This is a genomic window from Streptosporangium sp. NPDC006013 (assembly GCF_040614275.1).
GTDB lineage: Bacteria > Actinomycetota > Actinomycetes > Streptosporangiales > Streptosporangiaceae > Streptosporangium.
Genome location: NZ_JBEXUE010000136.1, coordinates 1 through 21,921, shown reverse-complemented (window position 1 = coordinate 21,921; position 21,921 = coordinate 1). Strand labels below are relative to the sequence as shown.

Here is a 21,921-nt window from a genome sequence, read left to right as displayed (position 1 = left end):
TCCAGGATCGCCCCCGCCGCGAGCAGGTCGGCATACGCGAAGGCCCGGGAGGTCCGGCCGCACCAGTGGGTGTCGGCGACCTCGCGGTCGTCCGGGGCGTGCGCGGGCTGCACGCCGGCGACCAGGCCGGGCCGGGCGAACCTGGCGAAGTCGGCCGTACGGACGAGTTGCGCGTGCTCGATGCGGCCCGGACAGCCGACGAGGTCGAAGGCGTCGAGCGCGATCGAGGAGGCGAGGTCGCCGATGGCGTGGACAGCGGGGTGCAAGCCGTGGCGGGCGGCGAGCGCCATCGTCGCGGCCAGCTCGTCCGGCGGCGTCTCCAGTCGGCCGCGGTCGCCGGTGCCCGGGTACGGGTCGTCGCAGTAGGCGGTGCGGGTGTTGAGCGAACCGTCGACGAAGATCTTGACTGGGCCGACCTCCAACATCCCGTGCGAGCCCGCCACCGGATCGCCGGTACGCAGCCCGCGGGCGATCGCCTCGTCGAGCCTGCTCCGCGGGACCGAGCAGGCCACCCGTACGGCGACCGCCTGCTCGCGGATCCGGCGCAGCCAGTCGGTGACGTTGTCGGCGAACTCGAAGTCCAGCACGCCGGTCACGCCGAGCTCGGCGGCGGCGGAGGTCGCCTCCGCCACCCATCTGTCCAGCAGCTCACGCGGGGGTGGCGGCAGCGCGGCCAGCGCGTCATAGCACTCCGCTTCGCGCAGCACCCCGGTCGGGTGGTCACCTCTGCCAATGAGGGCGAGCGCGGCGGCGCTGAGCCAGGCCGTGTGGAGGTCGTTACTGATCAGCACGACCGGGTGGGCTTCGGGGAGCAGCGATCGGTGCGGCTCGTCCGGCCAGAGGGCGTCGCGGAAGCCGTACCCCATGATCAGCTCGGACGCCGGCCCGGAGGCCGGTTCGGAGGCCGGCCGGATCAGCTCGGCGGCCTCCCGCGCCGAACGCGCGCCGCTGAGGTCGATTCGGCGGCGGGCCTGGGCCCACTGCACGGAGTGCACGTGCGCGTCCCACAGCCCGGGCAGTACGACCGCCCCTTCGAGGTCGACGTCCTCGACGCCTCCTGCCTTCACCTGACCGGCCGTCATGTCGCCGATCTCAGCGAGGCCGAGCGGCTCGTCGCGCACCGCGACCACCCGGCCCCCCGCGATCAGGATGTGCCGGAGCGGGCCGCCGAGCCCGACCCGTGCGTTGCGCAGCAGCAGGTCAGCCCGCTCCTCATGCATCGAGGAGGCAGTTGGGGAAGCCGTCGGGGGAACAGGAGGCGTCGAGGGTGCCGAGGGAGAGGACATGCGGGAGACGGTAGGCGGCACCCCCGCGATCACTCATCGTTGAGAACGGACATTCCCCCCCGGCACTCTTGTGCTCACCGACGAGAACTCGGCGCGCATGTGGAGAAGGCGGAGCTGGAGCCAGATGACGAGCCGCTCAGTGGGATCGGCGAGATCCGCCCCGAACAGCTCCTGCAGGCGGCGGATGCGGTAGCGCAGCGTGTTCTCGTGGATGGACAGCTCGGCCGCGGCCCTGGCGGCCTCGCCGAACGCGTCCAGGTAGGACAACAGGGTCGCGGCGTGCATGGTGGAGTGCGCGGCGTCGTACTCCAGGATCCGCCGGACCGGTTCCAGCAGCCGGTCGGCCACGGTGTCGTCCCTGTCGACGAGGTCGAGCAGGGCGATCCGGCTGCGGACCTGCTCGTCGGTGGCGACGCGCACGGCGTCGCCCGCGGTCTCGGCCAGCACGCGGACGACGCGGTCGGCGAGGCGGCGGGACTCCGGGACTTCCTCCAACCTGGCCGCGATGGGACCGATGCCGGCGTGCAGGTTGATCCCGGCGGCCTTGCGTACCGAGGCCGCGGTGTCCGTGGCGAACCGGACCAGCCGGGCCGGTGGCGTGCCCTCCGGCACGGGCACCAGGGCGTAGACCACCCTCCAGCCGGTGGTGCAGACGGCCTCGTGGTGCCACGCCTCGCACGCGAGGCTGACCAGGTCGACGACGGTCGTGACGGCGGCCCCGGCGGCCCCGGGTTCCGGGACCGGCCTAGCGGGGGCGAAGGCCATGATCGCCACGGAGGTGTCCGGGGGCAGGCCGAGCCGCGCAGCCGCGACGGACTCGGAGACGTCGCCGTCGAGCAGGGCGCGGAGCGTCTCCGCGCGCTGCCAGCGCCGCGGGTCGCCGGGGTTGCGCGAGCGCAGCATGTGCGGTGCCGCGATCCGGCCCGCGTCCCCGAGCAGCTGCATGGCCCCGGCGATGACGGGCGGCGTGCCGTCCAGCACCCAGATGAAGCCCAGGAGCTGGGCGCCCGCGCGTACCGCCGTGGACAGCCGCCGCATGTGCCCCGGGCCGAGGCTGGCGAAGCGTACCGGCCCGTCGGCGCGGAACACCCGGCTGTACTCGAGCCGGTTGGTCGGCCGCTGCGGCGTCTTGCGCCCGAGGATGCCCTGCTTGCGTATCTCGTCGATCTCCTGTCCGGGCACGTTGGAGTACGCGAGCACGTTGCCCTGGGCGTCCTCGACGCAGGTCGCGCCGCCGATCGTGGTGGCGATCGCGTTGGCCAGGGCGAACAGGTCCCCCATGCCGACGGAGGAGAACGTCGCGGTGGCCGCTCCCGGGCCGGAGATCGCGGCGGTCAGCAGGGCGTCGAGCTGGCGCCAGGGGATGCGCGCCGACGCCACGAGAAGCGCCACCCCCGCCTCGCGGGCGGCGTCGATGAGCTCGCCGAGTTCCGCGCCCCGGTCCTTGATGACGACCGCGTGGTAGTTCCTGGCCCCCGCCAGCCGTACGAGTTCGAGGGTCTCCGGGGCGGACGGCCGCGCGCCGACGGCGAGCAACACGCACGCGGGACGCTCGTCGAGCGGGTCGTCCGGGTCGTGTACCACGGGCTCGCCGATCGGCAGGTCGGCGTGGGGGACGTGGACGGCGGAGAGCACGTGCGAGCCGAGCATCTCCAGCACCTGTCGGAGCGGGGGGCGGTACGGGTGGGCCATGGTGCCGTCGGGAATCAGGTCGGTTTTCGACACAAGCACCCCTTACTCAATCTGGGGGTAAATACCTCTATTTAGAGCAGACCCTTATAAGGCATGACAATACCCACAAGCTGGCCTTGGCCCCCGCCACACAGGCCGTGCTGACCGCGCCCCCCCGGCCGGTCCCCGCACACGGGCGAGCCCGAGCACCCGTCGATCACCCGGCTCGGAGAGGCCGTCCTCCTCGATCCCGGGATGGAAGTCGTCTACGACTACACCGAGGCGCTCGGCCAGGACCCGCCCTCTCCTCGCGGGGGCCGCGCACGCCGCCGGGTGACCACGACACCCCCGTGGTCCGGCGCGCGCGGTCCGGCGCGCGCCACGTCAGGTGAGGACGGCGCGCATCGCGTGGGCAAGCGCCGGGTTGCGGTGGACGTCGTCGGTGTCCAGGGCGCGGATCACCCGCTCGACAATCTCCGCCGACTTGTCCTGGCCCAGCTTGGCCTTGCCCGCGATCCTCGCGGGAACCAGGCGGAAGCCCGTGACGCCGGGGGCGATCCGCCTGGCGTACCCGGCCACGTCGGCCAGCCGGTACGGCTCGGGCCGTGCGGACTCGAAGTGGTCCACGGTGGCCGAGAGCACCTCGTAGGTCTCCTCGGGGCCGAGCACGCGCGGCGTGCCGTGGAGGTGCACGGTGACGTGGTTCCAGGTCGGGACGTACGGCCCGGCCTCGTAGAACGAGGGCGAGATGTACCCGTGCGGGCCCTGGACCACCAGCACGACCGGCCGCTCCCCCAGCCCGTGGGCGGCGGGGTCCGTGCGGGCGAGATGCCCCACGACAGCGGGCCCGGGATTCTCCGGGTCGGGGATCACCGGAAGGTGCGTGACGACGGGCTCGCCCTCCGCCGAGACGGTCACGAGCGTCGCCCAGCCATGGCCGCGGATCAACCCGCACAGCGCCTCGGGGTCGTCCAGCGCGTAGATCTGCTGTTCCAACATGAGATGAAAAGAAACACCTGTTTCACTTACCGTGTCAGCGTGGAGGAGCCCAAGGCCCCGGCGGGAATCTTGGGGGTCCCGACAAAGACCTCGACGGAGCCCTCGTCGCACACTCTGGACATGCTGTCCTATGAGCGGTTCCCGACGTACCACGATCTGACCGCGTTGCTGAACACCTGGGCGAAAAGCTGGCCTGACCTGGTCGAACTAACCAGTATCGGCCGGTCCTGGGAGGGACGCGACATCTGGCTGCTCACACTCACCAACACGGCGACCGGGCCCGCGCGGGAGAAGCCGGGATTCCTCGTCGAGGCGAACATCCACGCCGCGGAGATCACCGGGTCGTTCGCCGCGCTCCACCTGGCCGACCGCGTGCTGACCGGTTACGGGAGCGACGAACGGATCACCCGGCTGCTCGACACCCGTGTGCTCTACATCGTGCCCCGGCTCAACCCCGACGGCGTGGAACACGTGCTCGACGAGGGGCGCTACATCCGGTCCAGCATCCGCCCGCACCCGCTGCAGACTCCGGAGCCCGGGTTGCAGTTGCGTGACATCGACGGGGACGGTCGGGTCCTGTTCATGCGCGTACCGGACCCCGACGGGCCGTGGAAGCCCCACCCCGACGAGCCGCGACTGCTCGTCCGCCGGGAGCCCGACGAGTACGGTGGCGACTACTACCGCATCTTCCAGGAGGGCGAGATCGTCGGCTACGACGGCGCGACCGTACGGCCGGCCGAGCCGCTGGAGGGGCTCGACCTGGGTCAGAACCTGCCGACCGACTGGGGTGCCGCCCCCGAGGTGCCCGTCCACGCCGGGCCGTTCCCCGGCTCGGAGCCGGAGATCCAGGCCATCATGCGGGCCGTGACCGACCGGCCGAACCTGACCGGTTTCGTCACCTGCCACACGTTCGGCGGCGTACACCTGCGTGCCCCGATGAACGCCGAGGACGGCATGCCGCATTTCGACCTACGAGCGTACGAGGAGTTCGGGGCGAAGGCGACCGAGCTGACCGGCTACACCGCGATGTCCTTTCATGATCTGAAATATCAGCCGATGTACTTCCGGGGCGGCCAGCTCGGCTGGTACTACAACCAGCTCGGCCTGTTCTCCTGGATCACCGAGTTCTGGAACCCGCTGAAGGCCGTCGGGATCAAGCCGTACCACCCCTCGATGTGGCTCGTGGAACATCCCGCCGAGGACGACCTGGCGCTCATCCGATGGAGCGACGAGGAGTTGGGCGGGCACGGCTTCGTCGACTGGTACCCCTTCGAGCACCCCCAGCTCGGCACCGTGGAGCTCGGCGGCTGGGACATGATCAACTACTGGTATAATCCCCCGTTCGACCGGATCGAGGAGGAAGTCGCACCCCACTCCGAGTGGGTGATCTACCTCGCGCTCAGCTCGCCCAGGGTGGAGGTGCGCTCCCTGACCACCGAGCAGGTCGCGCCCGGCGTCCACCGCGTACAGCTCGTGGTGCGCAACAGCGGCTGGCTGCCGACCAACGTCTCCGAGCGCGCCCTGCACCGGAAGGTGTCCGGGTCGCTGACCGCCGAGATCTCCCTGCCTCAGGGCGCCACGCTGCTCGCCGGGGAACCCGTCCGAGACCTCGGCCAGCTCGACGGGCGCGTCAGCGCCAGAAGCACGACCACCTGGTGGGGGCACAATCCCGGTACGCCGGACCTCGCCGCCGCCGACTGGCTGGTCTCCGCCCCGCCGGGCACGTCGGTGTTGGTCACCGCCCGCCACCCCCGCGCCGGCACGGCCCGGGCCGAGGTGGACCTCGGCTGATCCCCGCCCGGCTCCGGACAACCCGCCGCTGCGGACGTGACATCACTGGGCTCACGCCCCGGGTGCTCGTTCCGTCCAAGGTGGCGAAACCCTTCAAGCAGGAGGATCCTCACATGGTCGTTTCCATCGCCAACGTGGCCACCACCGCCGCCGCCCGATACGCGAAACAGCTCGCCTCCCACCTCGGACGCAAAGCCGAGGTGGAGAACCTGCCGGACGGCGGTTACCGCCTTGTGCTCCAGGCCGGAGAAGGCGTGCTGACCCCCGAGGCCGACCGGCTCGTCATGCGAGCGGACGCGGCCGACGCCGCGTCACTGGAAGTCGTCAAGGACAAGCTCGGCCGACATCTCGAACACTTCGGCCGACGCAACGAGCTGACGGTGACCTGGCAGAACCAGTGATCCGCTCGAGAACGTGACGAGGCTCCTCCGCCCCCTGGCGGGAGCGGAGGAGCCGTCACACCTGACTCCGGCCCACTCCGCACTGGAGTCCGCTGCGGCGACGAGGGCTCCGCCAACCGGCGGGGCCCCCGTCGGGGTCAGAAGCCCTGGGCCAGGCGGTAGTAGGCCTGGTTCCAGCGGATCTCCTTGGCGAACTGGCGGGGGGTGGTGTCGGCGTCGATGACCAGCAGCTCGACGCCGAGCATGTCGGCGAGGTCGGTGAGCTCCTCACCGGTCAGCGCGGACGACAGGACCGTGTGGTGCGGTCCTCCGGCGGTCAGCCACGCCTCGGCGGAGGTGCTCAGGTTCGGGCGGGGCCGCCACACCGCGCGGGCGACGGGCAGGTTGGGCAACGGCTCGGCCGGGGTGACCACGTCGATCTCGTTGGCCACCAGCCGGAAGCGCTCCCCCATGTCCGACAGACCGATCACCACCGCCGGTCCGGGTTCGGCGTCGAAGACCAGCCGGACGGGGTCCTCGCGCCCGCCGATGCCCAGCGGGTGGATCTCGCACGAGGGCACCCCGGCGGCGATCGTCGGGCAGACCTCCAGCATGTGCGCGCCCAGGATGACCTCCTGGCCCGGGGCCAGGTGGTAGGTGTAGTCCTCCATGAAGGAGGTGCCGCCGGCAAGGCCGGTCGCCATCGTCTTCAGGGTGCGCAACAGCACCGAGGTCTTCCAGTCGCCCTCCCCGCCGAAGCCGTAGCCGTCGCCCATCAGCCGCTGCACCGCCAGCCCCGGCAACTGCCGCAGGCCCCCGAGGTCCTCGAAGTTGGTGGTGAACGCGCCGAAGCCCCCCTCGGTGAGGAAGTGGCGCAGGCCCAGCTCGATGCGGGCGGCATACCGCAGGGACTCGTGGCGCTCGCCCCCGGCCCGCAGCTCGGGGGCGACCTTGTAGGTGTCCTCGTACTCGGCGACCAGGGTGTCCACCTCGGAGTCCGCCACCGCGTCGACCACGGCGACCAGGTCGTTGACGCCGTAGGTGTTGACCGAGACGCCGAAGCGCAGCTGCGCCTCCACCTTGTCGCCTTCGGTGACCGCCACGTCGCGCATGTTGTCGCCGAAGCGGGCCAGCCGCAGCGAGCCGACCTCCGCGCGCCCGGCCGCGGCCCGCGCCCACGCGCCGATGCGCGCGGCCACCGCCGGGTCGCTCACGTGCCCGGCGACGGTCTTGCGCGCCACTCCCAGCCGGGACTGGATGTAGCCGAACTCGCGGTCGCCGTGGGCCGCCTGGTTGAGGTTCATGAAGTCCATGTCGATGGAGCTCCACGGCAGCGCCACGTTGGCCTGGGTGTGCAGGTGCAGCAGCGGCGTGCGCAGCGCGTCCAGCCCGGCGATCCACATCTTGGCCGGGGAGAAGGTGTGCATCCAGGCGATCACCCCGATGCAGGCGTCCGAGGCGTTCGCCTCCAGGCAGACCCTGCGGATCGACGCGGCGTCGGTGAGCACCGGCTTCCACACCAGCCGGAACGCCAGCGACTCGCCGAGTCGCTCGGCGATCCGCCGGGACTGCCCGGCCACCTGGGCCAGCGTCTCCTCTCCGTACAGGCCCTGGCTTCCGGTGAGGAACCAGATCTCACGCTCGTGGAGGATCAACGCGGACTCCTTTGCCCGTAGACGTTCTGGTAGCGGTCGTACAAACTGTCGACGGCGGGTCGCGGGATCGGCAGCGGGTCGCCCAGCTGGCGGGCCACGTGCACGGTGCGCGCGACGTCCTCGCACATCACCGCGGCCTTGACCGCGGCGCGGGCGTCCGCGCCGATGGTGAAGACGCCGTGGTTGCGCATCAGGATCGCCGGGGAGCGGTGTCCCTCCAGGGTGGCGACGATTCCCTTGCCGATGTCGTCCCCGCCGATCAGCGCGAACGGCCCCACCGGGATCTCCCCGCCGAACTCGTCCGCCATGGCCGTCAGCACGCACGGGATCGCCTCGCCCCGCGCCGCCCAGGCGGAGGCGTACGTGGAGTGGGTGTGCACCACCCCGCCGACCTGCGGCATCGCCCGGTAGACGTACGCGTGCGCGGCGGTGTCGCTGGACGGCGACAGCTCGCCCCCGACCGGCTCCCCGTCCAGGTCGCAGACCACCATCGACTCCGGGCTCAGCTCGTCGTACGAGACCCCGGACGGCTTGATGACAAACAGGTCCTCGCCCGGCACCCGCCCCGAGATGTTGCCCGCGGTCCAGGCGACGAGGTTGTAGCGGACCAGCTCGTCGTGGAGCCGGCAGACCGTCTCGCGCAGCTTCCTGACGACGGCGCTCATCCGGCTCCCCCGGTCGTGTGGTCCTCTCGCTGGGTCACGCGTCCTCCTTCTTCTCTGATGTGCTCGCCTCGTTACGCAGGGCCCGCAGGCCGTGCAGCATCTCCCCGTCGGCGAAGTGGTCGTGCAGGCGGCGGTAGTCGGCGTACAGCCGGTCGTAGGCGTCGGCGCGCCCCGCGTCGGGCAGGTGGACGGCCTCGGCGCGCCTGCCCATCGCGGCCGAGGCCGCGGTGATGTCCGGGTAGGCCCCGGCGGCGACCGCGGCGTGGATGGCCGACCCCAGGGCGCATCCCTGCTCCGAGCCGATCACCGAGATCGGGCGGCGCAGCACGTCGGCGTAGACCTGCATCAGGAACCGGTTCTTGATCAGACCGCCCGCGGCGACGAACTCGGTCACCGGCACCCCGGAGTCCTCGAAGGTCTCCACGATCACGCGGGCGCCGAACGCGGTGGCCTCGATCAGCGCCCGGTAGGTGTCCTCGGGTCTCGTCGCGAGGGTCTGGCCGACGAGTACGGCCGAGAGGTCGTGGTCGACCAGCACCGAGCGGTTGCCGTTGTGCCAGTCGAGTGCCACCAGGCCGTGCTGCCCGACGCTCTGCGCGGCGGCGAGTTCGGTGAGGTACTCGTGCGCGGTGAGCCCGCGCCGTTCGGCCTCCCGCTCGTAGGAGCCGGGCACCGAGGTCTCCACGAACCAGCCGAAGATGTCGCCGACACCCGACTGGCCCGCCTCGTATCCCCACAGTCCCGGCACGATCCCGTCGCGCACCACACCGCACATGCCGGGCACCTCCGCCAGCGTGTCGGACGGCATGATGTGGCAGGTGGAGGTGCCCATGATGGCGACCATCTGACCGGGCCGCACGGCGTCGGCGGCGGCGGCCGTGACGTGGGCGTCCACGTTGCCGACCGAGATCGCCACCCCCTCGGGCAGCCCGGTCCAGGCCGCGGCGCGGGCGTCCAGCCGGCCCGCGAGACCGCCGAGGGGCGACAGTTCCTGACCGAGCTTGGCGGTGAAACCGGCGAAGGCCGGGTTGAGCTCGGCCAGGAACTCCGCCGAGGGGTAGCCGTCGCCGGTGTGGATGGCCTTGTACCCGGCGGTGCACACGTTGCGGGTCTCCACGCCGGTGAGCTGCCAGACGATCCAGTCGGCGGCCTCGATCCAGCGCTCGGCGCGGCCGTAGACCTCCGGGTCCTCCTCCAGTACCTGCAGGCCCTTGGCGAACGCCCACTCCGCGGAGATCTTCCCGCCGTAGCGGGGCAGCCACGCCTCCTTCCTGCGCGCGGCGACGGCGTTGATCCGGTCGGCGTGCGGCTGCGCGGCGTGGTGCTTCCACAGCTTCGGCCACGCGTGCGGTCGCTCCGCGAGCCCGTCGACCTCGCAGAGCGGGGTGCCGTCCGCGGTGGCGGGCAGTACGGTACAGGCGGTGAAGTCGGTGCCCAGGCCGATGACCCGTGACGGGGAGATCCCGGCCGCCGCCACCGCCCCGGGCACCGCCACGCGCAGCACCTGCCGCCAGTCCTCGGGCGACTGCAACGCCCAGTCGGGGCCCAGCCGCACGGCACTGCCGGGCAGCCGTTCCTCGATCACCCGGTGTGCGTACTCGTGCACGGCCGTGCCGACCTCGGCACCGTCGCTCACCCGCACCACCACGGCGCGGCCGGACAGCGTGCCGAAGTCGACACCGACCACGTAGCGGTCATTGTTAGCGTTCACACAATCTCCAGGACCTCGACGGGGAAGGGCTCCCGCGCGGGAGCCGGGGGGTTCAGGTGCGCCGCGCCGCACCGAGGCGTTGCAGCAGGATGAAGGCGAAGAGCAGCAGGCCGATGAAGATCTTGGTCCACCAGGAGCTGAGGGTCCCCTCGAAGCTGATGATCGTCTGGATCAGCCCGAGGACGAGCACGCCGAGCACGGTGCCGAGCAGGTAGCCGTACCCCCCGGTCAGCAGCGTGCCGCCGATCACGACCGCGGCGATCGCGTCCAGCTCCATGCCGACCGCGTGCAGCCCGTAGCCCGACAGCATGTAGAAGGAGAGCAGCACGCCGCCCAGCGCGGAGCAGAATCCGCTGATCGTGTAGACCGCGATCTTCGTCCTGGCCACCGGCAGGCCCATGAGCAGCGCCGACTGCTCGCTGCCGCCGGTCGCGTAGACGTTGCGGCCCAGCCGGGTGTAGTGCAGCACGTACGCCCCGGCGAGGATCACCACGACGGCGACGAGCACGCTCGGCGAGACGAACGCGCCGCCCGGCAGGTCGATCCTGGCCTGGGCGAGGCCGGTGTACGTCGGGTCGGTGATCGAGATCGAGTCGGTGCCGATGGTGTAGCAGAGCCCCCTGGCCAGGAACATGCCGGCCAGCGTCACGATGAAGGGCTGGATGTCGAAGTAGTGGATCACGCAGCCCATGGCGAGGCCGAGCACCGCGCCGACCGCCAGCACCAGCGGGATCACCAGCGCGGGCGGCCAGCCCCCGTTCGTCACCAGGCTTGCCGAGATCATCGTGGCGAGCGCGACCACCGCCCCCACCGACAGGTCGATGCCGCCGGTGAGGATCACGAACGTCATGCCGACCGCCACGACCAGCAGGAACGCGTTGTCGATGAAGACGTTGAGCACCACCTGCCCGGACGCGAAGCCCTGGTAGCGGATACCGCCGGCCACGAACATCGCGAGGAACAGCCCGCCGGTCACCAGGACCGGCAGGTACTTGCGGGGGATCCCCCGGTTCGACGAGAGCACGCCCAGGCTGGTCATCAGGCTGGTCATACGGTGACCCTCACCTTCGTGTCGGCGCCGGTGGACGTGGGTGGGGCGCCACGTCCTCGGCGGTGGAACACCTTCTCCCTGAAGGTCGGTGACTGCAGCAGGCAGACCAGGGTGACGACGAGCGCCTTGAAGAGCAGTGTCGTCTCCGGCGGCACGCCGATCGAGTAGATCGTGGTGGTCAGCGTCTGGATGATGAGCGCGCCGAGCACGGTGCCGCCGAGCGAGAACCGGCCGCCCGCGAGCGAGGTGCCGCCGATCACGACCGCGAGGATCGCGTCGAGTTCGATCCAGAGCCCGGCGTTGTTGCCGTCGGCGCTGGACACGTTGGAGCTGATCATCAGCCCCGCGATGCCGGCGCACAGGCCGCAGAACGCGTAGACCACGATGATCAGGCCCCGGGAGCGGATGCCCGCCAGGCGGCTGGCCTCGGCGTTCCCGCCGACCGACTCGATGAGCAGGCCGAGGGCGAGGCGCCGGGTGAGGAAGGCGGTCACCGCGAGCACGACCAGCACGAGCAGGATGCAGAAGGGCACGGTGAGCCAGTAGCCGCCGCCCACCAGCTTGTACGGCACGCTGTTGACGGTGATGATCTGGCCGTCGGTGACCAGCTGGGCCAGCCCCCGCCCGGCGACCATCAGGATCAGCGTCGCGATGATCGGCTGGATGCCGATCCCGGCGACCAGGAACCCGTTCCACACCCCCAGCACCAGGGAGAGCACCAGCGCCAGGCCGATCGCCGCGAGGACGCCGCCCACCGCGTTCTGGTCGTCCAGCTCGCTGATCCGCAGGCAGGCGAGCGCCCCGGAGATGGCCACCATCGATCCCACGGACAGGTCGATGCCGCCGGTGGCGATGACGAGTGTCATGCCGACCGCCACCAGGATCAGCGGCGCGCCGAAGCGGATGATGTCGATGAGGCTGCCGTAGAGGTGACCGTCCTTCATCTGCACCGACAGGAAGCCGTCGGTGAACGCGACGTTGGTCGCCAGCAGCAGGACGAGAACGAGCACCGGCCACAGCAGGCGGTGCCTGGCAAGACGGTTCATGGGCGGGCTCCGCTGGCGATCGTCTCCATGAGGACGTCGACCGTGAGGTCGTCGTCGTTGGGCAGCTGCGCCACCAGGTGCCGGTCGCGCAGCACGCCGACCCGGTGGCTGAGACGGAGCACCTCCTCCAGCTCGGCGGAGATGAACAGCACGGCCATGCCCCCGTCGGCCAGGGAGACGACCAGGCGCTGGATCTCGGCCTTGGCCCCGACGTCGATGCCGCGGGTCGGCTCGTCCAGGATGAGCAGCCGCGGCTCGACGATGAGCCAGCGGGCCAGCAGCACCTTCTGCTGGTTGCCGCCGCTGAGGTTGCGCACGAGCTGCTCGGGATTGGGAGGGTTGATCCGCAGCGCGCCGATGTACTTCTCCACCAGCTCATCCTGGCGGCGGCGCGGTATGGGCCTGGCCCAGCCGCGCGCCGCCGCCAGGGCCAGCACGATGTTCTCCCGTACGGTGAGGTCGGCGATCAGGCCCTCGGTCCGCCGGTTCTCCGGGCAGAAGGCGACTCCCCTGGCGGTCGCGGCGCGCGGGGTGCGCAGCGAGACCGGCGTACCGTCGATCGCCACCTCCCCGGTTCCCGCGTGGTCCGCGCCGAAGAGCAGGCGGGCGATCTCGGTGCGGCCGGAGCCGAGCAGCCCGGCCAGGCCCACCACCTCGCCCTGGTGGATGGAGAGCGTGAACGGCTGCACGGCCCCCGCCCTGCCGAGCTCCCTCGCCTCGATGACCACGTCGCCGGTCCGCGCCAGGTCCTTGGGCTTCTCGTCGAGCCGTTCCAGGTCGGCGAGCTCATTGCCGATCATCTTGCCGACCAGCTCGACCTGGCTCAGCTCGGCGGTGAGGTACTCGCCGACCAGCCGGCCGTTGCGCAGGATCGTCATCCGGTCGGCGATCTCGTAGACCTGGTCGAGGAAGTGCGAGACGAACATGATGGCGATCCCCTCGTCCTTGAGCCGCCGCATCACCTCGAACAGCTGCGCGACCTCCCCCGCGTCCAGGCTGGAGGTCGGCTCGTCGAGGATGAGCACGTTCGCGGAGATGTCGACGGCCCGCGCGATCGCCACCATCTGCTGCACGGCCGGCGAGTACGAGGACAGCGGCGCCGAGACGTCCAGGTCGAGGTCGAACCTGGCGAGCAGCTCGGCCGCGCGCCGGCGCGTCTCCCCCCACCGGATGCGGCCGAAGCGGCGCGGCTCGCGCCCGATGAAGATGTTCTCGGCCACCGAGAGGTTCGCGCAGAGGTTGAGCTCCTGGTAGACCGTGCTGATCCCGGCCCGCTGCGCCGCCAGGGGCCCGGCGAAGGCGACCGGCGCGCCGGCCAGCTCGATCTCGCCCGCGTCGACGTCGTACACGCCGGTGAGCACCTTGATGAGCGTCGACTTCCCCGCGCCGTTCTCTCCCATCAGCGCGTGCACCTCCCCCGGCAGGAGTCTGAAGTCCACGCCGGTCAGCGCCTTGACGCCGGGAAACTCCTTGCTGATCCCGATCATCCGCAGGATCGGGTCGGGTGCGGCCATGCGACTCCCTTTCCTCCCAGGAGACGGGCCGCCCGCGAGGCGGCCCGCCGGGTCAGTTGCGGCGGGTGGGCGGCGCCGTTCCGGCCCGCTCCCGCGTGAGGATCGTCTTCGTACGGGCCGGCATCCGCCGTCCCGCCGCGACCTGCTCGACCGGGTCCGCCGGCCGGGCGTCCGGTGTCGGTGGGGTTCGCTGGGACTCGCCTGGCCGTTAACGCTAACATCAACGGGCGGGCTTGTTCGCGTCACGCGTGGACCGGCGCGGTGCTGGCCCTGGCCACGAACCTCGGCGGAACGACGTGCCGCTCGTGGGACCATTCCGCGCCCGCCTCCATCTGCCTGAGCAGCAGTTCGATGCTCCATCTCCCGACCGCCCCGAAGTCCTGCCTGACCGTGGTGAGCGGCGGGGTGAAGAACTCCGACTCCGGGATGTCGTCGAACCCCACGATGCTGATCTGCTCGGGCACCCGCACTCCCAGCTCGGCGAAGGCCCGCAGCGCACCGAGCGCCATCTGGTCGTTGGCGACGAACACCGCGGTGACACCCGGCACCGCCGCCAGGCGCAGACCCGCCTGGTAGCCGGAGCGCGGGCTCCAGTCACCGGGCAGCGGTTCGGGGATCGGACGGCCCGCGGAGACCAGCACGTCACGCCAGCCCTCGATCCGTCCCTCGACCTCCAGCCAGTCCGGCGGGCCGCCGATGTGCCAGACGGTCTCGTGGCCGAGGTCGAGCAGGTGCCTGGTGGCCAGCCGGGCACCGTGGACCTGGTCGACGCTGACCACCGACACGTCGCCGGAGTGGCCGCCCTCGACGGCCACCACGGGGATGTCGGTGGGCACGTCGGCCAGCGCGGGGGCGGCCGAGCGCTGCGGTGCGACCACCACGATGCCGTCGACGCCCTGCTCGGCCAGGTAGCCGAGCGCGTCGCGCACCCCGGCGGTGTCGATGGTCTTGAGGCTGACCATGCTGACGAAGTAACCCGCCGACCTGGCGGCCTGCTCGATGCCGTACACGGTGCTCGCCGGTCCGTACAGGGTCGTGTCGAAGCTGACCACGCCGAGGGTGCGGGTATGCCTGGTGACCAGGGCGCGAGCCACCATGTTGCGCCGGTAGCCGAGCTCGTGGATCGCCGCCAGCACCCGGGCGCGGGTCTCGGCACGGACGTTGGGGTGATCGTTGAGCACGCGCGAGACCGTCTGGTGCGACACGCCGGCCTTCGTGGCGACATCCGCCATCACCGGCGGGCGACGCTCGTGGCTCGGGCTCACGGTCGGCTCCTTCTGGTGGCTTGGCACAGACTGTGAGCGCTAACAACACCTCGCGTCAAGCACCCGCCACATTGCAGTCTGGTTACACGGGAACCATTCGTTAACGCCTACTTGACGGCACCGTCATCACGCCCTTAACTGTCCCATACCCCGTTGTTAACGCTCACATCTCCTCCGGGAAGGTCTTCATGACGCGAGGACTCCTGACCGCCCGGGGGTTGACAGCCGGCCGACTCCGGCATTTCATGTCTCGTCACACAGCCGGCCGGATCTCCGCGGAGTCCCGCGCCGTCGTTGTGAACGCTCACAAAATGCTCACGGAATTGCCCACGGACCTGTTCATGGACCTGCTCATGGACGGTGCAGCGAGCCGGGTCACGGCCCGCTCCCGCATCGCCGCGGGCACGGCCCCGAAGGAACGCGCCCCGGTGGCGGCCCGCGCCGCCCGCTCCCGGGACGCGCCGCCTCCCACCTCTCCCGCGGCCCTCCCCCGGCCAGGACCCCGGACCCCCACACTGGAGGTATTCGATGAAGTTCGCGAAGCTGGTCACCTTCTCGGTGAGCCTGGCTCTCGCCATGGGAGTGACGGCCTGTGGCTCAAGCGTCAAGACCGTCGACCAGGGCGCGTCGGAGGCCGCCTCCGCGGCGCCCGCCGACACCCTGGTCGGCGTCACGATGCCGACCAAGTCCTCCGAGCGCTGGATCCACGACGGTGACAACGTCAAGAGCGCCCTGGAGAAGCTGGGCTACCAGGTCGACCTGCAGTACGCGGAGAACGACATCCCCACGCAGGTCAACCAGATCGAGAACCAGATCACCAAGGGCGCCAAGCTGCTGATCATCGCCTCGATCGACGGCACCGCCATCACCACGCAGCTCCAGCAGGCGGCCGACAAGAAGATCCCGGTGATCGCCTACGACCGGCTCATCCGCAACTCGCCGAACGTCGACTACTACGCCACCTTCGACAACTTCAAGGTGGGCGTGCAGCAGGCGACCTCGCTCCTGGTCGGCCTGAAGCTGAAGAAGGAGGACGGCTCCGACGGCGACGCCAAGGGCCCGTTCAACATCGAGATCTTCGCCGGCTCGCCGGACGACAACAACGCCACCTTCTTCTACAACGGCGCGATGGAGACCCTGAAGCCGTACATCGACTCCGGCACCCTGGTCGTCAAGAGCGGCCAGACCGACTTCAAGACCGTCGCGATCCTGCGCTGGGACCCGGCCACCGCGCAGAAGCGGATGGAGGACCTGATCACCAAGTCCTACTCCGGCGACACCTTGGTCGACGGCGTGCTCTCCCCGTACGACGGTCTGTCCATCGGCATCCTGTCGGCGCTGAAGAGCAGCGGCTACGGCACCGCCGGCCAGCCGTACCCGATCGTGACCGGCCAGGACGGCGAGGTCGCCTCGGTCAAGTCGATCATCGCGGGTGAGCAGTACGCGACGATCTACAAGGACACCCGCGAGCTGGCCGCCGTCACCGTCGAGATGGCCGACGCGGTGCTCAAGGGCGGCAAGCCCGAGGTGAACAACACCGAGGACTACGACAACGGCAACAAGGTCGTCCCGTCCAACCTGCTGGAGCCCGTGATCGTCTACAAGGACAACTACAAGAAGGTCCTCGTCGACTCCGGCTACTACACCGAAGACCAGCTCAAGTAGGAGCACCGGCGCCACCCCCGCGAGCGTCCGCGGGGGTGGCGGGGCTCCCCGAGGACGCCGAGGAGGCGGGCGGCATGACCGACGACATACTCCGGATGCGCGGGATCACCAAGACGTTCCCGGGCGTCAAAGCCCTGCAGGACGTCAACCTGGCGGTACGCAGGGGCGAGATACACGCGATCTGCGGGGAGAACGGCGCCGGGAAGTCGACGCTGATGAAGGTCCTGTCCGGCGTGTACCCGCACGGTTCGTACGACGGCGAGATCTTCTTCGACGGCGAGCCGTGCCGCTTCTCCGACATCAGGGACAGCGAGAAGCACGGCATCGTGATCATTCATCAGGAGCTGGCGCTCAGCCCGTACCTGTCGATCGCCGAGAACATCTTCCTCGGCAACGAGCGGACCAGCCGCGGCCTGATCGACTGGAACCGGACCAACGCCGAGGCCGCCGAGCTGCTGGAGCGGGTCGGGCTGCGCGAGAACCCGGTGACGCGCTCGATGGACATCGGGGTCGGCAAGCAGCAGCTGGTGGAGATCGCCAAAGCGCTGTCCAAGCAGGTCAGACTGCTCATCCTCGACGAGCCGACCGCCTCGCTCAACGACGAGGACTCGGCGCACCTGCTCGACCTGCTGCGCGGGCTGCGCGAGGAGGGCATCACCTCGGTGATCATCTCGCACAAGCTGAACGAGATCCAGGCCATCGCCGACTCCACCACGATCCTGCGTGACGGCCGGACGATCGAGACCCTGGACATGCGGGGCGACCAGGTCACCGAGGAGCGCATCATCGCCGGCATGGTGGGCCGCGACCTCGAACACCGCTTCCCGCCGCACGAGCCGAAGATCGGTGAGGAGGCGCTGCGGATCGAGGACTGGACGGTGCACAGCCCCAGCCAGCACGACCGCGTCGTCGTCTCCGGCGCCAACCTGACGCTGCGCCGCGGCGAGATCGTCGGCCTGGCCGGCCTGATGGGCGCCGGCCGCACCGAGCTGGCGATGAGCGTGTTCGGCCGGAGTTACGGGGTCGGCATCTCCGGCCGCGTCTACAAGAACGGCGGGGAGATCCAGCTCCGCACGGTCGGCGAGGCGATCGGCCACGGGCTCGCGTACGCCACCGAGGACCGCAAGCGGTACGGCCTCAACCTGATCGACGACATCAAGCGGAACGTGTCGGCCGCCGCGCTGGGGAAGCTGGCCAGGCGCGGCTGGGTCGACGACAACAAGGAGTACCAGGTCGCCGACGGCTTCCGGGAGAGCATGAACATCAAGGCTCCCAGCGTGCTGTCGGTCACCGGGAAGCTCAGCGGCGGCAACCAGCAGAAGGTGGTGCTGTCGAAGTGGATCTTCACCGACGCCGACGTGCTGATCCTCGACGAGCCCACCCGCGGCATCGACGTGGGTGCCAAGTACGAGATCTACTCGATCATCAACCGGCTCGCCGACCAGGGCAAGGCCATCCTGGTCATCTCCTCGGAGCTCCCCGAGCTGCTCGGCGTCTGCGACCGTGTCTACGCCATGTCCGCCGGTCGCATCACCGGTGAGGTCCCCCGGGCCGAGGCCACCCCGGAACGGCTCATGCAGCTCATGACCAAGGAAAAGGAGTAAGGGCACGATGGAGGTCCCGACCCGTGAGACAGCGCCACCGAGCGGCGGCCTTCCGGTGGTCCCCGCGAAGACGCCCGCCGGCCGCCTCTCCGTCAACCTTCGGCAGAGCGGCATCTACATCGCCTTCGCGCTGATCATCGTGCTGTTCTCCATCCTGACCGGCGGAGAGCTGCTCAGCCCGCAGAACATCTCCAACATCATGGTGCAGAACTCCTACGTTCTGATCCTGGCCATCGGCATGATCCTGATCATCATCGCCGGTCACATCGACCTCTCCGTGGGCTCGGTGGTGGGACTCACCGGCGCGATCGCGGCGGTGCTGATGGTCGACATGGACGTGGCCTGGCCGCTGGCGATCCTGATCACGCTGGTCGCGGGTGCGCTGATCGGGGCCTGGCAGGGCTACTGGATCGCCTACTTCGGCATACCGGCGTTCATCGTGACCCTGGCCGGAATGCTGGTCTTCAGGGCGCTGACCCTGACCGTGCTCGGCAACCAGGGCATCGGCCCCTTCCCCGACGAGGTGCGGACCCTCGCCAACGGCTTCGTGCCCGGTTTCTTCGGCAACGTCCCCCTCGGCCTGCTCGGCGGCGCCGACCTGCTGACGCTGCTCGTCGGCCTGGCCGCGGTGGCCGGGATCGCCGGCACCCAGTGGCGGGCTCGCCAGGCACGGCTGGGCTACCGGCAAAAGGTCGACGCGCTGCCCCTGTTCCTGCTGAAGATCGCCGCCGCCGCCGCGGTGGTGATGGTGGTCATCGTGCAGCTCGCCAGGTTCAAGAACCTGCCCTGGGTGCTGGTGCTGCTGGCGATCCTGGTGCTGGGCTACACGCTGCTGACCAACCGCGCGGTCTTCGGCCGCCACATCTACGCCATCGGCGGCAACCTGAACGCCGCGAGCCTGTCCGGCATCAAGGTGAAGTCCGTCACGTTCTGGATCTTCGTCAACATGGGGGTGCTCGCCGCGCTCGCCGGGATCATCTTCGCCGGGCGGCTGAACCAGGCCGGCCCGACGGCGGGCAACGGCTTCGAGCTGGACGCCATCGCGGCCGCCTTCATCGGCGGCGCCGCGGTCCAGGGCGGGGTGGGCAAGGTGGTCGGCGCCCTCACCGGCGGCCTCATCATGGCCGTGATCAACAACGGCATGTCCCTGATCGGCGCGCCCAGCGAGCGGGTCATGCTCTTCAAGGGCCTGGTCCTGCTCGCCGCCGTGGCCCTGGACGTCTGGACCAAGCGCCGGGCCGGCTCGGCCCGCTGACCCCGCTCCCCTCACGCGCCCGCGTCCGTCGCGCGGGACGGCGAGCTGCCCGGTGGCTCCCGGGTGTGGACCCCCTTACCTGAGGGTAAGCGAGGATTCTCACCGGCTGGAGGGGACACGGATGGCGATCGATTCGATAGGCGTGTGGATCGCGGTCGTCGTTCTGGTGATGGCGCTGCTCGTCCTCGACTTCATGGTGGCGGCGCGCCGGCCGCACGCCGTGGGCATGCGCGAGGCCACCGCCTGGAGCGTCTTCTACATCGGCGTGGCCATCGCCTTCGGCCTGGTCCTGTGGTGGCTGGCCGGGTCGGCGCTCGCGGCCGAGTACTTCGCCGGGTGGCTGGTGGAGAAGAGCCTCTCCGTCGACAACCTCTTCGTCTTCGTCATCATCATGGCGCGCTTCTCCGTGCCCCCGGAGAACCAGCAGAAGGTGCTGCTCTTCGGGATCGCCACCGCCCTCGTGCTGCGCGCCGTCCTCATCGCGATCGGCGCGGCGGCCATCAGCCTCTTCTCCTTCACATTCCTGCTCTTCGGCCTGCTGCTGATCTGGACGGCGATCCAGCTGGTCCGGCACCGGAACGAGGAGCCCGACATCGAGAGCAACCCCCTGATCCGCTTCGTCTCGAAGGCGCTCCCGGTCACCGAGAACCTGCATGACGGCAAGCTCGTCGTCCGCGAGGACGGAAGGCGGATGGTCACCCCGCTGTTCGTGGTCTTCCTCGCCATCGGAAGCACCGACCTGCTGTTCGCCCTCGACTCCATTCCGGCGGTCTTCGGCGTCACCACGCACCCGCTCATCGTCTTCGCCGCCAACGCCTTCGCGCTGCTGGGGCTGCGCGCCCTGTACTTCCTGATCGAGGGCCTGCTGGAGCGTCTGGTCTACCTGTCGATCGGCCTGGCGGTCATCCTCGGCTTCATCGGCCTGAAGCTCATCCTGGCCTTCCTGCACGAGGACGTCTCCACGTCCTTCCCCGAGATCCCGACCCCGCTCTCGCTGGTAGTGATCTTCCTGGTGCTGCTGGTCACCGTCGTCTTCAGCCTGCGCAGGGTGCGCGCCCACCCCGAGGAGCGCGCGCGGGCGGGCACCCTGCACCGGATGCGCCGCAAGGACAGGGACGGTGGCCAGGGCGAGGGGAGACAGGGGCAGGACGACCGCTGAGGCCCCGGCGGGAACACCCGGACGAACGTGCCGGGGGGAGCGCCGAAAGCTCAGGCCAGGCAGCGCAGGGCGGCCCTGAGCCTGCGGTCGAGGGGATGGTCGACGGGGTCGTCCGGCAGGCGGCCGACGGTCGCCGCCACGAACGCCGGGGGCCCCAGTTGCTCGCTCATGTCGTAGGCGTGCACCCAGATCCCGTCGGCGGTCAGCTCGACCTGGACCTTCGACCCCTGCTCCGCGAGCGCGAACGCGCCCACCCTCGCCCGCCACCAGACCCGCTCGTCCTCCTCGTCCTCCGCGACGGGCGCGCCGACGTCGTCGGCGTGGGTGGCGTACTCCGAGTCGTAGTGGAAGGTCTGCAACCCCACCGGGTACGGTCCCGCGAGGGTCGGCAGCAAGGCGTCGCGGCCGAGCCCGCGCATCCGCTCGCGCGTCTCCCCGTTCTCGCGCCGCCACTCCTGGAGCACCTCCTCGACCGGAACGTCACGGCGGCGCTCCACGCACCAGGCGTTGAAGGCGTTGAAACCGCCCTCCACGCCCTCGCTCCTGAGCATCGCGACGAACCCGTCGATGTCGTCGTCCAGACAGGCGTGGTTGTACAGCTCCTCCCCCGCCAGGTGCCCGAGCACGTCGCGGACCGACCAGCCCCCCGCCCGCGAGGGACGCCGCCAGCCCTCCGCGTCGAGCCCGGAGAAGAAGCGGTCGAGGCGGAGGGCCTCGGTGTCGAATATGTCGAACGGGTTGAGATCCGCCAGCGGATCCTTCGATTCTGCGGTCATACCTAAGCCAGTACCCGGGGCTCCGGGACGTCGCACTAGTCGTCGTCATCGTCGTCGCTGCTGCGATGACGTGGCCCGGAGTTCTGACCCTCCACCTGGAAGGTGAGCCCCGAGGTTCGAAGGAAGTCGACGAGCGGCCCCTCCGCGGCGATCCTGCCCTTCCGCTGCGCCTCGCTCAGCTCACGGCCGAGCTTGCGCAGTTCGTCACGGGCCTTCCCGTTGTCGCCCTCCTGGATTTTCCCGGCGAGTTTGACGATCCTCTCGCGGACCTTGCGGGCCGTCTTGGGGTCGATTCCCCCCTGAAGCTCCTGCGCGGTGACCGCCTGTCCCAGGGCCGCCAGGCGCGCCTGCCATCCGCCCGCCGCCGGCGCGGTCCGGCTGGGCGCGGGGGACGGCGCCGCGGACGCGCTCCGCGTGACGGCCGGTGT

18 protein-coding genes are annotated in these 21,921 nt (G+C 70.3%); 6 read left to right on the top strand and 12 right to left on the bottom strand.

What is annotated here, in order from left to right; translation table 11 throughout:
- The 3 genes from ABZ260_RS21680 to ABZ260_RS21670 all read right to left on the bottom strand — a co-directional run.
- A partial coding sequence (locus ABZ260_RS21680) for an amidohydrolase family protein (RefSeq protein WP_355620389.1) occupies window positions 1-1,220 on the bottom strand: 1,220 nt, incomplete at its 3' end.
- A 99-nt stretch (window positions 1,221-1,319) separates the two neighbouring features.
- Window positions 1,320-3,011, bottom strand: coding sequence for a helix-turn-helix domain-containing protein (locus tag ABZ260_RS21675; RefSeq protein ID WP_355620386.1), 1,692 nt, complete (start codon window positions 3,009-3,011; stop codon window positions 1,320-1,322).
- Window positions 3,012-3,341: 330 nt separating this feature from the next.
- The gene (locus tag ABZ260_RS21670) at window positions 3,342-3,956 is read right to left on the bottom strand and encodes an FMN-binding negative transcriptional regulator (RefSeq protein ID WP_355620383.1); all 615 of its coding nucleotides are present in this window, start codon (window positions 3,954-3,956) and stop codon (window positions 3,342-3,344) included.
- Between the two features lie 120 nt (window positions 3,957-4,076).
- On the opposite strand from ABZ260_RS21670, the gene ABZ260_RS21665 reads away from it, so the two are divergent.
- The gene (locus tag ABZ260_RS21665; RefSeq protein WP_355620380.1) at window positions 4,077-5,747 is read left to right on the top strand and encodes a M14 family metallopeptidase; all 1,671 of its coding nucleotides are present in this window, start codon (window positions 4,077-4,079) and stop codon (window positions 5,745-5,747) included.
- A 113-nt stretch (window positions 5,748-5,860) separates the two neighbouring features.
- Window positions 5,861-6,148, top strand: a complete 288-nt coding sequence (locus ABZ260_RS21660) for a DUF2218 domain-containing protein (protein WP_355620377.1) — start codon at window positions 5,861-5,863, stop codon at window positions 6,146-6,148.
- Between the two features lie 137 nt (window positions 6,149-6,285).
- Here the strand turns inward: ABZ260_RS21660 and araA are convergent, their stop codons facing one another.
- The 7 genes from araA to ABZ260_RS21625 form a co-directional block, all read right to left on the bottom strand.
- Entirely contained in the window at window positions 6,286-7,782 is a 1,497-nt protein-coding gene (gene araA / locus ABZ260_RS21655; RefSeq protein ID WP_355620374.1) for an L-arabinose isomerase, read from the bottom strand.
- Window positions 7,779-8,447: an L-ribulose-5-phosphate 4-epimerase gene (locus ABZ260_RS21650; protein WP_355620371.1), complete on the bottom strand. Its 669-nt coding sequence runs from the start codon at window positions 8,445-8,447 to the stop codon at window positions 7,779-7,781. Before ABZ260_RS21650 ends, araA begins: the two co-directional genes overlap by 4 nt.
- A gap of 34 nt (window positions 8,448-8,481) precedes the next feature.
- Window positions 8,482-10,158 carry a ribulokinase gene (gene araB / locus ABZ260_RS21645; RefSeq protein WP_355620368.1) on the bottom strand — a complete coding sequence of 559 codons (1,677 nt, stop codon included), beginning with the start codon at window positions 10,156-10,158 and terminating at the stop codon, window positions 8,482-8,484.
- A gap of 52 nt (window positions 10,159-10,210) precedes the next feature.
- Entirely contained in the window at window positions 10,211-11,197 is a 987-nt protein-coding gene (yjfF, locus tag ABZ260_RS21640; protein WP_355620392.1) for a galactofuranose ABC transporter, permease protein YjfF, read from the bottom strand.
- Between the two features lie 8 nt (window positions 11,198-11,205).
- Complete coding sequence (locus ABZ260_RS21635; RefSeq protein ID WP_355620365.1) at window positions 11,206-12,255, bottom strand: ABC transporter permease; 1,050 nt, start codon at window positions 12,253-12,255, stop codon at window positions 11,206-11,208.
- A complete protein-coding gene (locus ABZ260_RS21630; protein ID WP_355620362.1) occupies window positions 12,252-13,769 on the bottom strand; it encodes a sugar ABC transporter ATP-binding protein in 1,518 nt (505 codons plus the stop codon). The genes ABZ260_RS21635 and ABZ260_RS21630 overlap by 4 nt, the downstream gene beginning before the upstream one ends.
- 242 nt (window positions 13,770-14,011) lie before the next feature.
- Entirely contained in the window at window positions 14,012-15,001 is a 990-nt protein-coding gene (locus ABZ260_RS21625) for a LacI family DNA-binding transcriptional regulator (RefSeq protein ID WP_355553187.1), read from the bottom strand.
- Between the two features lie 561 nt (window positions 15,002-15,562).
- Between ABZ260_RS21625 and chvE the strand changes: the two genes are divergently transcribed.
- The 4 genes from chvE to ABZ260_RS21605 all read left to right on the top strand — a co-directional run bounded on the left by chvE (window position 15,563) and on the right by ABZ260_RS21605 (window position 20,717).
- On the top strand, window positions 15,563-16,699 hold the full coding sequence (gene chvE / locus ABZ260_RS21620) for a multiple monosaccharide ABC transporter substrate-binding protein (RefSeq protein ID WP_350915129.1): 1,137 nt from the start codon (window positions 15,563-15,565) through the stop codon (window positions 16,697-16,699).
- Between the two features lie 74 nt (window positions 16,700-16,773).
- Window positions 16,774-18,303, top strand: a complete 1,530-nt coding sequence (gene mmsA / locus ABZ260_RS21615; protein WP_355620359.1) for a multiple monosaccharide ABC transporter ATP-binding protein — start codon at window positions 16,774-16,776, stop codon at window positions 18,301-18,303.
- A gap of 7 nt (window positions 18,304-18,310) precedes the next feature.
- The gene (gene mmsB, locus ABZ260_RS21610; protein WP_355620356.1) at window positions 18,311-19,558 is read left to right on the top strand and encodes a multiple monosaccharide ABC transporter permease; all 1,248 of its coding nucleotides are present in this window, start codon (window positions 18,311-18,313) and stop codon (window positions 19,556-19,558) included.
- Window positions 19,559-19,679: 121 nt separating this feature from the next.
- Window positions 19,680-20,717, top strand: a complete 1,038-nt coding sequence (locus tag ABZ260_RS21605) for a TerC/Alx family metal homeostasis membrane protein (RefSeq protein WP_355620353.1) — start codon at window positions 19,680-19,682, stop codon at window positions 20,715-20,717.
- A 50-nt stretch (window positions 20,718-20,767) separates the two neighbouring features.
- Here the strand turns inward: ABZ260_RS21605 and ABZ260_RS21600 are convergent, their stop codons facing one another.
- Together ABZ260_RS21600 and ABZ260_RS21595 are read right to left on the bottom strand one after the other, a co-directional pair.
- Window positions 20,768-21,493: a maleylpyruvate isomerase family mycothiol-dependent enzyme gene (locus ABZ260_RS21600; RefSeq protein ID WP_355620350.1), complete on the bottom strand. Its 726-nt coding sequence runs from the start codon at window positions 21,491-21,493 to the stop codon at window positions 20,768-20,770.
- A 35-nt stretch (window positions 21,494-21,528) separates the two neighbouring features.
- A partial coding sequence (locus tag ABZ260_RS21595) for a hypothetical protein (protein ID WP_355620347.1) occupies window positions 21,529-21,921 on the bottom strand: 393 nt, incomplete at its 5' end.

What these genes read in the sequence shown, in the direction of transcription:
- ABZ260_RS21605 (WP_355620353.1), top strand. Translation starts at nt 19,680, where the DNA reads ATGGCGATCGATTCGATAGGCGTGTGGATCGCGGTCGTCGTTCTGGTG.
- yjfF (WP_355620392.1), bottom strand. Translation starts at nt 11,197, where the DNA reads ATGACCAGCCTGGGCGTGCTCTCGTCGAACCGGGGGATCCCCCGCAAG.
- ABZ260_RS21600 (WP_355620350.1), bottom strand. Translation starts at nt 21,493, where the DNA reads ATGACCGCAGAATCGAAGGATCCGCTGGCGGATCTCAACCCGTTCGAC.
- ABZ260_RS21635 (WP_355620365.1), bottom strand. Translation starts at nt 12,255, where the DNA reads ATGAACCGTCTTGCCAGGCACCGCCTGCTGTGGCCGGTGCTCGTTCTC.
- ABZ260_RS21650 (WP_355620371.1), bottom strand. Translation starts at nt 8,447, where the DNA reads ATGAGCGCCGTCGTCAGGAAGCTGCGCGAGACGGTCTGCCGGCTCCAC.
- mmsA (WP_355620359.1), top strand. Translation starts at nt 16,774, where the DNA reads ATGACCGACGACATACTCCGGATGCGCGGGATCACCAAGACGTTCCCG.
- chvE (WP_350915129.1), top strand. Translation starts at nt 15,563, where the DNA reads ATGAAGTTCGCGAAGCTGGTCACCTTCTCGGTGAGCCTGGCTCTCGCC.
- ABZ260_RS21670 (WP_355620383.1), bottom strand. Translation starts at nt 3,956, where the DNA reads ATGTTGGAACAGCAGATCTACGCGCTGGACGACCCCGAGGCGCTGTGC.
- ABZ260_RS21630 (WP_355620362.1), bottom strand. Translation starts at nt 13,769, where the DNA reads ATGGCCGCACCCGACCCGATCCTGCGGATGATCGGGATCAGCAAGGAG.
- mmsB (WP_355620356.1), top strand. Translation starts at nt 18,311, where the DNA reads ATGGAGGTCCCGACCCGTGAGACAGCGCCACCGAGCGGCGGCCTTCCG.
- ABZ260_RS21625 (WP_355553187.1), bottom strand. Translation starts at nt 15,001, where the DNA reads ATGGCGGATGTCGCCACGAAGGCCGGCGTGTCGCACCAGACGGTCTCG.
- ABZ260_RS21665 (WP_355620380.1), top strand. Translation starts at nt 4,077, where the DNA reads ATGCTGTCCTATGAGCGGTTCCCGACGTACCACGATCTGACCGCGTTG.
- ABZ260_RS21660 (WP_355620377.1), top strand. Translation starts at nt 5,861, where the DNA reads ATGGTCGTTTCCATCGCCAACGTGGCCACCACCGCCGCCGCCCGATAC.